This is a genomic window from Rhodococcus sp. EPR-157, assembly GCF_001647195.1.
Classification (GTDB): domain Bacteria; phylum Actinomycetota; class Actinomycetes; order Mycobacteriales; family Mycobacteriaceae; genus Rhodococcoides.
This window is the reverse complement of the sequence record NZ_LVCV01000129.1, coordinates 1-11,934: the sequence shown is the minus strand read 5'-3', so window position 1 is coordinate 11,934 and position 11,934 is coordinate 1. Positions and strand designations below refer to the sequence as shown.

At 63.4% G+C, this 11,934-nt stretch carries 12 protein-coding genes; 8 read left to right on the top strand and 4 right to left on the bottom strand.

Translation table 11 applies throughout. The features are described 5' to 3' along the window. The 4 genes from A2J03_RS05170 to A2J03_RS05160 all read left to right on the top strand — a co-directional run. Window positions 1–1,412: heavy metal translocating P-type ATPase (locus A2J03_RS05170; protein WP_068370438.1), on the top strand; the 1,412-nt coding region annotated here is incomplete at its 5' end. Window positions 1,413–1,515: 103 nt separating this feature from the next. After that, window positions 1,516–1,683: a hypothetical protein gene (locus A2J03_RS30375; RefSeq protein ID WP_156520212.1), complete on the top strand. Its 168-nt coding sequence runs from the start codon at window positions 1,516–1,518 to the stop codon at window positions 1,681–1,683. A 23-nt stretch (window positions 1,684–1,706) separates the two neighbouring features. After that, on the top strand, window positions 1,707–2,051 hold the full coding sequence (locus A2J03_RS05165) for a metal-sensitive transcriptional regulator (RefSeq protein ID WP_068370447.1): 345 nt from the start codon (window positions 1,707–1,709) through the stop codon (window positions 2,049–2,051). 733 nt (window positions 2,052–2,784) lie between these two features. Continuing rightward, window positions 2,785–3,441 (top strand): TVP38/TMEM64 family protein, encoded by a 657-nt coding sequence (locus A2J03_RS05160; RefSeq protein ID WP_068370445.1) that lies wholly within the window; start codon window positions 2,785–2,787, stop codon window positions 3,439–3,441. A gap of 93 nt (window positions 3,442–3,534) precedes the next feature. On the opposite strand, the gene A2J03_RS05155 is transcribed toward A2J03_RS05160, so the two are convergent. Continuing rightward, window positions 3,535–4,038: a hypothetical protein gene (locus A2J03_RS05155; RefSeq protein ID WP_197480623.1), complete on the bottom strand. Its 504-nt coding sequence runs from the start codon at window positions 4,036–4,038 to the stop codon at window positions 3,535–3,537. Window positions 4,039–4,282: 244 nt separating this feature from the next. Here A2J03_RS05155 and A2J03_RS05150 point away from each other — a divergent pair, with 244 nt between their 5' ends. The 4 genes from A2J03_RS05150 (at window position 4,283) to A2J03_RS05135 (ending at window position 9,651) form a co-directional block, all read left to right on the top strand. Further along, window positions 4,283–7,219: a heterodisulfide reductase-related iron-sulfur binding cluster gene (locus A2J03_RS05150; protein ID WP_068370437.1), complete on the top strand. Its 2,937-nt coding sequence runs from the start codon at window positions 4,283–4,285 to the stop codon at window positions 7,217–7,219. A 98-nt stretch (window positions 7,220–7,317) separates the two neighbouring features. Then, window positions 7,318–8,385: an NlpC/P60 family protein gene (locus A2J03_RS05145; protein WP_139318147.1), complete on the top strand. Its 1,068-nt coding sequence runs from the start codon at window positions 7,318–7,320 to the stop codon at window positions 8,383–8,385. Between the two features lie 102 nt (window positions 8,386–8,487). After that, on the top strand, window positions 8,488–8,910 hold the full coding sequence (locus A2J03_RS31995) for a DUF6153 family protein (RefSeq protein ID WP_442971322.1): 423 nt from the start codon (window positions 8,488–8,490) through the stop codon (window positions 8,908–8,910). Window positions 8,911–9,000: 90 nt separating this feature from the next. Next, window positions 9,001–9,651, top strand: a complete 651-nt coding sequence (locus A2J03_RS05135) for a DUF305 domain-containing protein (RefSeq protein WP_068370435.1) — start codon at window positions 9,001–9,003, stop codon at window positions 9,649–9,651. A 335-nt stretch (window positions 9,652–9,986) separates the two neighbouring features. Here the strand turns inward: A2J03_RS05135 and A2J03_RS05130 are convergent, their stop codons facing one another. From A2J03_RS05130 to A2J03_RS05120, 3 genes are all read right to left on the bottom strand, one after another. Next, window positions 9,987–10,805 carry a cytochrome c biogenesis CcdA family protein gene (locus A2J03_RS05130; RefSeq protein WP_068370434.1) on the bottom strand — a complete coding sequence of 273 codons (819 nt, stop codon included), beginning with the start codon at window positions 10,803–10,805 and terminating at the stop codon, window positions 9,987–9,989. Further along, the gene (locus A2J03_RS05125; RefSeq protein ID WP_082897608.1) at window positions 10,802–11,434 is read right to left on the bottom strand and encodes a TlpA disulfide reductase family protein; all 633 of its coding nucleotides are present in this window, start codon (window positions 11,432–11,434) and stop codon (window positions 10,802–10,804) included. The genes A2J03_RS05130 and A2J03_RS05125 overlap by 4 nt, the downstream gene beginning before the upstream one ends. Then, the coding region (locus A2J03_RS05120; RefSeq protein ID WP_068370432.1) for a TlpA family protein disulfide reductase at window positions 11,431–11,934 on the bottom strand (504 nt) is incomplete at its 5' end. The genes A2J03_RS05120 and A2J03_RS05125, both read right to left, overlap by 4 nt.

Below are 11,934 nucleotides of genomic sequence, written 5' to 3'. Positions count from 1 at the left end.
TGGTCGCCGAGGGATCCTCCGCGGTCGACAATTCGATGTTGACCGGCGAATCCGTGCCCGTCGAGGTCGGACCCGATGACCTCGTCGTCGGCGCGACGGTCAACGTCGGCGGACGAATCGTGGTCCGGGCGACCCGCATCGGCTCGGACACTCAGCTCGCGCAGATGGCGAAACTCGTCGAAGACGCTCAGACCGGAAAGGCACAAGCCCAGCGTCTGGCCGACAAGATCTCCGGAATCTTCGTCCCGATCGTGATCGCGCTTGCAGTGGCGACACTCGGCTTCTGGATCGGCACCGGCGGCGGGATCGCGGCCGCGTTCACCGCAGCCGTCGCCGTCCTGATCATCGCCTGCCCCTGCGCCCTCGGCCTCGCCACCCCGACCGCACTGATGGTCGGCACCGGCCGCGGCGCCCAGCTCGGCATCCTGATCAAGGGACCCGAGGTACTCGAATCGACCCGCCGCGTCGACACCGTGATACTCGACAAGACCGGCACCGTCACCACCGGCAAGATGACCCTGCTCGACGTGATCACCGCCGACGGCGAAGACACCGCGCAGGTGCTGCGCCTGGCCGGTGCACTCGAAGATTCGTCCGAACACCCCATCGCCCAGGCCATCGCCAAGGGTGCCCGCGAGAAGGTCGGCGCCCTGCCGCCAGTGGAGCAGTTCACCAATATCGAAGGCCTCGGGGTGCAGGGCATAATCGACGACCACGCCGTGATCGTCGGACGGGTCCGCCTGCTCGCCGACCGGGCGCAGCACCTGCCGAACGATCTCGACAGTGCCATGCGCGCAGCCGAATCCGAGGGCAAGACCGCCGTCGCGGTCGGTTGGGACGGTCAGGCTCGCGGCGTGCTGGTCGTCGCCGACGCAGTCAAAGCCACCTCCGCCGAGGCGATCGAGCAGCTGCGGGGCCTGGGTCTGACGCCGATCATGCTCACCGGCGACAACGCGGCCGCCGCGCGTGCCATCGCCGACCAGGTCGGTATCGACGAGGTGATCGCGGAGGTGCTGCCCGCAGACAAAGTGGACGTCGTCAAACGGCTGCAGGCACAGGGCAAGGTAGTTGCGATGGTCGGCGACGGTGTCAACGACGCCGCAGCCTTGGCGCAGGCCGACCTCGGTCTCGCGATGGGCACCGGCACCGATGTTGCGATCGAAGCCAGCGATCTGACGTTGGTGCGCGGTGATCTGCGCGCCGCAGCGGATGCTATCCGCCTGTCCCGCCGGACGTTGGGCACCATCAAGGGCAACTTGTTCTGGGCGTTCGCCTACAACGTGGCCGCCCTCCCCCTGGCTGCGGCCGGGCTGCTCAATCCGATGCTGGCCGGTGCTGCGATGGCGTTCTCGTCGGTGTTCGTGGTCAGCAACAGCTTGCGGCTGCGCAGGTTCAAGTCCCTCACCGGATAACCGCGGGCAGAGCAAGCGCCTAGGAGGCTGGGTGGCGGTGGGCGTGCAGGCGACCGCCCACCCCCACCGCTACAACCCCATGCAGCCCCGAAAGGAGAGGACCATGTCCTCAGTGACAACGACCTTGGTGCAGGTCACCCGGCACCCCGCGACCCGGGAGGTGGTCCGCTGCGCGGTGATGTGCGCCGCGGCGGCGGCCCGGCGACGACTCGACGGACCGACCCTCTCGCCCCATACCCCGGGCGGGCATAATCGGGGATGCTCGGCATGACACTCGGATTTCAGGAGGACACCATGGCCACCCCCGCCGTCGCTGCCACGCAGGCGCTCGCCGAGACCGACGGCCATGACCACGCCGCGCACGGCTACATCACCGAAAAGGACGCCTACCTCAAGCGCCTCAAGCGCATCGAAGGCCAGGCCCGAGGATTGCAGCGGATGGTCGAGGAAGACAAGTACTGCATCGACATCCTCACCCAGGTCTCGGCGATGACCAAAGCCTTGCAGGCGGTTGCTATGGGCCTGCTCGAAGCCCACATCAGCCACTGCGTGGTCGACGCCGCCGTCGCCGGCGGTCCCCAAGCCGATGCGAAGATCAAAGAGGCCACCGACGCGATTTCACGGCTCGTTCGCTCTTAACCATCCGGATGGTGAGAAGCCAGTCCACTCTCGCGTTCTTGTCGGAAATCTCGACGAGGCGGTGCAGGCGGTGTGCATCCGGAACGGTTCCGGAAACCCGTGCGCGAGAAAATATATAGACGGTGCGGCCTTCCTTGCGCTGTCTGACCTTCCTGGCGGCGCACAAGATCCGCAGGGCGTAGCAGACGGCTTCCTTACCGAGGTCGAGCGTTAGCGCGATATCGCCGACACACACAGTTCCTCAGCGTCGCGCATCTTGGTGCACTGATCTGGGTTGGTACCGACCATTATCGGGACGGCGTCTGTGACCGCCCTGTATCTGCTCGACCCGTCCGCCCGGCTCCCCTGCCGAGACCATCGTGACCGAGACCGACGAGGTACCGGCCGCGGGACCAACGCCCCGGTCAGACCCCATCCCCACCCCAACTACTATGCAACTACGTAGATCGGGTCGGGTTCTCGGCCCAGTCCCGTGCCGCGCTTCGCGCTCGAACAGGAGTTGTGCATGCCTGAACAATTTCCCGGCGCTGGCCCGCCTGCCTCGTCGGAACTGTCTCGCGCTCGCCGGCCTGGGGGCCGCGGCGATGCTGCGTCCCCGCCGTCACGGGTCCCGCGGACCTACACCCCTGCGGTGGACGACACTGTCGGCGAGCTGTCCCGGCGTGACGATGCCGGCCCGAGCGCCTCCGCCATCGACACCACCCTCAGATGTCCGCGTCGCGGGCCCCGGTGGATACCGGTGATCCTGCGCGATCGCCGAGTCCTCGCCACCGTGGCAGCGCTGGCAATACTGGCAGTAGCCGCAGCCCTCATACCCCGCCCGTCGATCTCTGTGGTGCGCGACTGGGCAGAGTCGATGGGCCCGTCGTTCGTGGTGGTGTTCTTTCTGACCCAGGCGGTGTTGACGATTGCCCCGGTGCCGCGCACGGTGTTCACCCTCAGCGCCGGACTGTTGTTCGGTCCCGCCGCCGGGCTCACCGTCACGATCGCCGCCACGACTGTCAGCGCCGTGCTGGCGTTGCTGCTGGTGCGCGCACTCGGGCGCACCGCGGTGCAAGCGCGGCTGACGCATCCCGCGGTCAAGGCCATCGATGCCCGGTTGGCTCGGCGGGGGTGGCTGGCGGTCGGGTCCTTGCGGCTCATTGCCCCGGCACCGTTCGCCCTGGTCAACTACTGCTCTGGGCTCTCGGCGGTGCGTCTGCTGCCCTACACCGCGGCGACTGTAGTGGGGATTCTGCCCGGCACGATCGCGGCGGTGCTATTCGGGGACGCGTTAACTGGGCAAACGAATCCGGCACTGATAGTGGTGACGTCGGTCTGCGTGGCCGCCGGGGTGGCAGGATTGCTGGCCGACGCCCGCCTGCCGGTGTCACCGGCACAGATAACTTGACAAGCTCAGCCCAATACCGCAGATGGTGCATCGAGAAGCGGTCGCCTTCGTCATCCGCGGCCGCCGGACCCGAATAGGACGTAGCGAGAGTTCCTACAATTTTGCTGCGCCTGCACTGCCAAAGCCAGCGGAGTCGCCGAGCTGCTTACCTACGCGAGGAGTAGGGCACGCGCGTTCCCCTTGGATTCGCAGTCGAAGAGCCCACACCATCACCCCCACCGACACGATTCCGATCACGGGCTGCACGGGCGCCCATAGATCCAGAGCACCGCTCACCCCGATCGCCATTACCACCAGTTTGTTGCATATCGGACATCCGACAGCCAACAACGACAACGCATTCGCACTGACCCCTACACGGGAAGAGACCGACGAGGCCAGCTCAGTGCTCACATATGTCGCAAGAATGAGGCCGCTGAGAACTGCGGTGGCAATCCACACCGGATAGTTCCACCACAACACCGGGGTCATTCGAACGTAGAACGCAGTGTGGATGATCCCGGTGGGGATCGCCACCACCAGCGCGGCCACCATCGCGCCCAGGAAGGCGGCCACCCAACGCCGCGCCGGCCAGTCACGCATCGTCACAGTCTTCATCCCTCTCCCGGTTAGCGGACACTACCCGACCATCTACTATGAACGATAGTAGTTTGCAGTTGCGGTGACACCGCCCAAAGGCGCGATTCGTAATTCCGTTCATCCCCATTCCAGCGGCCCCCGGAAGTAGTTGACAGAAAACCACGCAACCGAACAACACATGACCTCAGCTACTCAAAAGTGAAACCGGGACTGTCCTGCCCGAGGTAGCTCCCGTGCTGCCGATGAACGAAAGGCCGCTTACATGAACGCCCTAACGATCACGTTGGGCACGGTCGGATTTCTCCTAAGCCTTGTCTGCTGGGGGTACTTCTTCCGAGGTATCTGGAAGATGGTCGCGGCCATCGCGCAAGGACAGCCGGACAAGACCCGACTACGCCCGTTCATCCCGCGCTTCAAGCAGATGATGATCGAATTCATCGTGCACACGCGCATGACCAAGTTCCGCACAGTCGGCTGGGCGCACTGGCTCGTCATGGTCGGCTTCCTCGGCGGATTCCTGCTGTGGTTCGAGGCCTACGGCCAAACGTTCAACCCCGAATTCTCTTGGCCGATCTTCGGCAACACGTTCGCATGGCATCTCTGGGATGAACTTCTCGGCATCGGCACCGTCGTCGGTATCACCGTCCTCATCGTGATTCGCCAGCTCAACCACCCGCGCAAGCCAGAGCGGCAGTCCCGCTTCGCCGGATCGCGAATGAAGGTCGCCTACGTAATCGAAGGCATCGTCCTCCTCGAAGGCCTCGGCATGATCCTGGTGAAGGCCGGCAAGATCGCCACCTACGGCCATGCCAACGCGTACTCGGACTTCTTCACGATGCAGGTCGCGAAACTACTGCCCGCCAGCCCCGAAATGGTCTCCGTCTTTGCATTCGTCAAATTGATGACCGGCATGATCTGGCTGCTGATTGTTGGACGCAACATCAACTGGGGCGTCGCCTGGCACCGCTTCACGGCATTCCCCAACATCTACTTCAAGCGCGAGGCCGACGGCGGTGTTGCACTTGGTGCCGCCAAGCCGATGATGTCCGGCGGCAAGGTCCTCGTCATGGAAGAGGCCGACCCCGACGTCGATGCCTTTGGCGCGGGCAAGATCGAGGACTTCAGCTGGAAGGGCTGGCTGGACTTCACCACGTGCACCGAGTGCGGGCGTTGCCAGTCTCAGTGCCCCGCCTGGAACACCGGTAAGCCGTTGTCCCCGAAGGTTCTGATCATGTCGCTGCGCGACCACGGAAACGCAAAAGCGCCGTATCTGATCGCCGGCGGCAAAAAGGACATGGCAGGCGACGAGGTCGGCCTCGTCGACGCCGAAGGCAAGCCCGATCAGGCCAAGCTCGACGCTATCCCGCAGGCCGCACGCGACGAGGCCGATCGCAAGCTCGTCGCCGATGCCATTGAGGGCGGCATCATCGATCCAGAGGTGCTGTGGAGCTGCACCACGTGTGGTGCGTGCGTCGAGCAGTGCCCCGTCGACATCGAGCACGTCGACCACATCATCGACATGCGTCGCTACCAGGTTCTGATCGAGTCGGAGTTCCCGTCCGAGCTCGCAGGCCTGTTCAAGAACCTTGAAAACAAGGGCAACCCCTGGGGCCAGAACTCCAAGGACCGGCTCAACTGGATCAACGAGATGGACTTCGATATTCCGGTCTTTGGACAGGACGTCGACTCGTTCCGGGACTACGAATACCTCTTCTGGGTCGGCTGCGCTGGCGCCTACGAAGACCGCGCAAAGAAGACCACAAAGGCCGTCGCAGAACTGCTCGCCACCGCGGGCGTCAAGTTCATGGTTCTCGGTGCCGACGAGACCTGCACCGGCGACTCCGCTCGCCGCGCAGGCAACGAGTTCCTCTTCCAACAGCTTGCTCTGCAGAACATCGAAACGCTCAACAACGTGTTCGACGGTATCGACCAGAAGAAGCGCAAGATCGTCGTCACCTGTGCGCACTGCTTCAATGCCCTCGGAAACGAGTACCCGCAGGTCGGTGGCGAGTACGAGGTAGTCCACCACACCCAGCTCCTCAACCGTCTTGTCCGGCAAAAGAAGCTGATTCCGGTGGCTTCCGTCAGCGAGGACATCACCTATCACGACCCCTGCTACCTGGGTCGTCACAACAAGGTCTATGACGCTCCCCGCGAGCTCATGGCAGCGTCGGGCTCCAATCTCAAAGAGATGCCGCGTCATGGTGAACGGTCCATGTGCTGTGGTGCCGGTGGCGCTCGCATGTGGATGGAAGAGAACATCGGAAAGCGCATCAATATCGACCGGGTCGACGAAGCGCTGGCCACTAACCCGAAGAAGATCGCAACGGGTTGCCCGTTCTGCCGCGTCATGCTCACCGACGGTGTCACCGCGCGTCAGGAAGGCGGCGCACACGAAGGTGTCGAGGTCGTCGACGTCGCGCAGCTGATGCTTGAGTCGATCACCCGCGTCGACTCGTCGGTTCTGTCCGAGAACATCAAGGTCATTCCACGCGAGCCCACGCCCGAAGAGGAGCTCGCAACGGAGAAGGCCGCGGAGGTCGAAGAAGCCGAGCGAATCGAGCCCGTCGAAGAGCCGGCCGAAGCGAAGTCTGCACCCGCCGCGCCTGCACCGAAGGCAGGCGGCTTGAAGATGAAGGGCCTCGCGAAGGCACCTGGAGCGAAAGCGCCCGGTGGAGCGAAACCAGCTGAATCTTCGGAAACAACTGATGCGCCGGTCGCGAAACCCAAGGGCCTCGGATTGGCCGGCGGCGCAAAGGCACCAGGCGGCAAGGGACTCGCAATCAAGGGCAAAGCTCCAGGCACGAAAACTGCAGCACCCAAACCTGATGTTGACGAGACATCTGCGCAGCCTGCAGAAGCAACCGAGTCGACGCCGACCGTCAAACCCAAGGGACTAGCAGTCAAGTCCGGCTTCAAAAAGCCAGGCGCGAAGGCACCAGGCAAACCCGCCGAGGCAACGGAGTCCAAGCCAACCGTCAAACCCAAGGGGCTAGCGGTCAAGTCCGACTACAAGAAGCCGAGCGCCAAGCAATCTGGCAATCGAGTTCTCACTGAAGCCGAGGCGACATCGCAGTCGGCGTCAGGCGACGCCGACTCGACGCCCGCCGAGACGACACAGGCGTCGCCCGTCGTCGATGCGAAAGCTTCAGCCGACAGTGAGGAACCGTCCACGACTGCCGATACTCGACAATGGTGACCGGCGAGGCCGGACACAGTCCCATGCGGCTCTCGCCGCGCTCCGTTTCCTTCGCTGGTGACGCAGGGTAACCCACACCGACCCCAGAGGATTCTTCTGTGCCTTCTTCTTCAGGCCCGACGCGGCGTGTCCGCGCTACCCTGATCGCCTCGATCATCGTTGTTGCCGCGGCATTCTCGGCGATGGCTCCAGCATCAGCGGACCCCGCTGCACCCCCGGCGAACGCATCCGAAGCCGTACGACAACTGACTGAACTCAATGCGACCGCATTCACTCTCACCGAGAGCATGTACGCCGCGCAGGACACCCTCGATCGTCGCCGCGGCGAACTGAGCACAGCAGTTCAATTCGCCCACGAGACCTCGGCGGCGGCTCGGGACGCCGAAGTGGCGGCATCCGCCAATCGTCAAGCACTGACCAAAGCCGTCAACTCCGCCTACCAGGGTGTACCGCAATCCTCCCTCGGGGCCGTTCTGGTCGCGGACAGCCCGCAGCAACTACTCGATCAGATGGTGTTGTTGGACCGGATCCTTGCCGATCGAGCCGCAGCTCTCGCCGACTCGACACAGATCGACGAAGAAGCGCGCAACCAGCTCGATCAAGCCAGGCAAGCACAGGCGTCCGCCGCGGCAGCCGAGGCGGACGCCGCGCGGACACAACGCGACCTTGAGCAACGCCGGACCGACCTGGCCGATCAGATCGCCAAAATCACCGACCAACTCGCCGCCCTCACCGATGCGGATCGGGCTGCCATCGTCAGCCCCGGCACCACGAATCCTTCCGAACTACCCGCCGCCGCCTCGGCTGCGAGTGGAACCTCAGCGCAGGCGATGCGCATCGCCCTCGACCAGCTCGGCAAACCCTATTCCTGGGGAGCTACCGGGCCGGGGTCCTTCGATTGCTCCGGACTGATCTACTTCGCTTATAAACAACTGGGATTGACCGTTCCACGCGTGGCCGCAGACCAAGCACAAGCTGGTACACCCGTCTCCCGGGAATCATTGCAACCGGGTGATTTCATCTCTCTCTACTCCCCGATCGGACACATCGGGATCTACATCGGCGACGGGAAATACGTCAACGCCCCCACTGGCGGCGACGTCGTGAAGGTCGCGCCCGTTCCGTGGGATGAAGTGACGGCAATGAACCGGCCCACCACTACCTGATTCGATGTCCGCGTGTCTCCGGAGGGAGTGCCTGTGAGGAGGCGGTTGACAGTGTGGCAGACCGGTAAGATCAGCCAGGTGAGGGCTTCAAGCGCGGAACCTATGAACCAGAATTGGCTCCTAGGTGCGGTCGGCGCTTTAGTAGTGCTGTTCGGTGTCCTTCTCATGCATTCTGCGCCGATGTCGTTCGCATCGCCCGCGGGTATCGGCGAACACACGATGACCTCGACGGTGAGCGCTCCACCCGTCGTCAGCGAGCATTCGGCAGCATTGTCTGCGACGGCAGTGGAGAGTGGTTCCGCAGCGCACTGTGGGAATGGCTGTGGCGATCACAGCTCGGTTATGCATCTGTGTCTGGCTATCGTCGGCGCCGTCGCGGCGTTGGCCGTTTTACGGGCAGTCGTTGTGGGCTTTGCCGGTTCTCTCGTCCACGCTGCGCGAATGTCGGCAGTTCGTCATCGAACCGGGCACCCGCCGCCCTGGACCATTTTCACTCTCTCCGAATTGTCTGTGCTTCGGATCTGACAGGTGACTCACAGTTGTGTGAGACACAGATGACGACGGGCCCGTGTGCCCGTCGATCCGAACCACCCCAACATATTTGAGGAGTTTGCTATGCGTTCGAATCGATCTACCCGCTTCACGGTCGCGATTACGGCGGCTTCCGCTGTCGCCGCTATAGTTCTCGCTGGTTGCAGCAGTGACGACGGCGGAATGGACATGCCTGGCATGTCGAGTAGCGATGCACCGGCCTCGTCGTCCTCTGAAGCATCGGCTGAAGCATCGGCCGATTTCAACGATGCCGATGTTACGTTCGTTGAAGGGATGTACCCCCACCACGCACAAGCGGTGGATATGGCTTCACTTGTCGACGGGCGAACTGAGAATGCTCAGGTCATCGAGCTGGCCCAGGCCATCGAAGCAGCTCAAGCGCCAGAGATGGAGCAGATGAATGCTCTGCTCGCTGCATGGGGACAGCCCGCTGCGTCTGCAGATATGGGCGGTATGGACATGGGCGGTATGGACATGGGCGGTATGACCGGCATGATGAGCCAGGAGGACATGGATATGTTGTCGGCCGCCAACGGAGCGGAGTTCGACTCCATGTGGCTCACCATGATGATCGAGCACCACAAGGGGGCAATCGAGATGGCTCAGATCGAATTGGCCGACGGTTCCAATCCTGATGCCAAGGAGCTTGCCTCCACTATCGTCGATGCGCAGCAGAGCGAAATCTCCACAATGGAAAGCCTGCTCCCCCAGTAACTATCAACTCTGGGAACTATCAACCGAAGGGCGGGGCTTGGCTAAAAACCGAGCCCCGCCCTTCGGTTTCGAAGGGCGGGGCCCATTGAGCTGCCAAACCCATCAACAAGGGCCTCGGAAACACGCCCTCCCCGCCGATGAACCTCGGCGGGGGGTCTGATTCGGCAGCGAGCTACGGGTCGCATTTGGGGCACGCAGATCCGTGGGAGGGAAATGGGCTCTCGGGTCGGGTCATTGCGGCTATGGCACCGTCGACAGATGGTGGGTTCACTGTCCCCGGCACGGGCAGTTGGGGGGCGTGATCTTGCACTGCGTGGTGAGGGTCGGCTTCCGTCTTAGATGGGTAAGACTACCGAACTGACGAATTCATTGCGTATCCAGGCAATGAACAACCCCCACACCCCTGTCAGCAGGGCGACACCGACGGCGATCATGATGACACCACCTGCGACTTTGATTCTCTGCGAGTTCCGCCGGAGCCAGCCGACACCGCGCATCGCCGAACTTGAGCCGAACGCGAGGACAACGAACGGTAGACCGAGTCCCAGACAGTAGGCGACGATGAGGGTGACTCCGCGCGCTGCCGTTGCGCCTTCAGTGCCGGCAGCTACAGAGAGCACACCAGCGAGGGTGGGGCCAAGGCACGGCGTCCAGCCGAGCGCGAACACGCCCCCGAGCAGCGGCGCTCCAGCAAGAGACGAAATGCGTCGCGGCGCGAAGCGAGTATCGCGTTGGAATGCGGGAATGAACCCGATGAACGTCAAGCCCATGATGATCGTGATGACACCGCCGACCTGCTGGAGCACCTGTTCGTTGATGCGCAGGGTGCCGATGACTCCGAAGATCGAGGCGGTAGCGAGGACGAAGACAATGGTGAAGCCAGCGACGAACAAAGCCGCGGCGCCGGCCACGCGCCAGCGGCTTGCAAGCTTCGACGGTGCTCCACTAGTCGAGGCGGCGCCGATCGGCGGCGCATCGGCACCTGCGATGCCCGCCAGGTACGACAGGTAGCCCGGCACCAGGGGCACAACGCACGGTGATGCGAACGAGACCAAACCGGCGAGCATGCATGCGGCGATCGCCAGTACCAGCGGTCCGCTCGATGCCGCATTCTGGAACGTCGAGCCGACGCCTTGGGCAAGAAGAATAGTCATTCGGCTGCTATCCGTTCGACGACAGGGAGGAGGTCTTCGGTGAGAAGGGCACGCATGAAGACCGCCGCTACCCGGTGCTCTCGATCGAGTACCAGCGTCGAGGGAATCACGCTGGTCGGGTAGTTCCCGCCAAGTGCGATCAGCGTCCGCATCGCGGGGTCGTAGATCGAGGGGTAAGAGACGTTGTTGTCGACAACAAAGTCTTGGGCCTTGTCTTTCTGTGGATCTCGGACGTTGATGCCGAGGAACTGCACTCCGCTGTCTTTGGTGCTTTCGAAGACTTCTTCGAGGTCGTCGGCTTCTCCGCGGCAGGGGGCGCACCATTGGCCCCAGAGATTAATGACAACGACCTCGCCGTCGTAGTCCGAGAGTGCGGTGTTCTTGCCCTCCTCCATCAGATCGGGACCGGCGAGTTCGCCTATGGTTCCGCGTGTTTCGGGGGGATCGTAGAAGATGTCGGTTTGGCCACCGGGTGCCACGAAGTCGAAGCTACCGCCGGAGGACACGGCGTCGGCGCCTGCGGAACATCCAGAGACCAGGAGTACAACCGCAAGGACGGATGCCGCTGCCGCGGCGGTCAGCCTGCTCTGTTCGCGTGTTCGAGCCCCCGTAGGGCGGCTGAGTCTCATGAAGTCGAGTCCTTTACTGCAGTGCGGATTTGGTCCGATGTCTCGAACACCGTGGGATCGATGACGCGTTCGATGCCCCCATCGGGGCCGGTGATGAAGCTCAAGGGAAGGACCGGTGGGGCAGAGAGCGCGTCCTGAATAGTGCCGTCGTCGATGTAGTTCGGGTACCGAATACCCAGTTGCGCCACTAGCGCCGCCGCATCGCCTGGTCGGTCCTCGACGTTGATTCCGACGACCCGGATCGCGCCGGGTTCTGCCGCGTAGGCGTCGAGTACGGGCATCTCTGTCCGACACGGGGCGCACCAGGACGCCCACAGGTTGATCAGTGTCGGCTGCGCGCCGAGAGCGTCGGCGAGGTCGACACTGACTGTGTCGCCGATGCAGCGTGCCCTCACCCCGGCGAGCGCACCGCCGCGTTCTGGCACCGGAGTGGGGCACGACGACGACGTCGCCGCATCAGCAGTGCCGGCGTCGGTAGGCCGGGACAGCGTGGGTTCGGG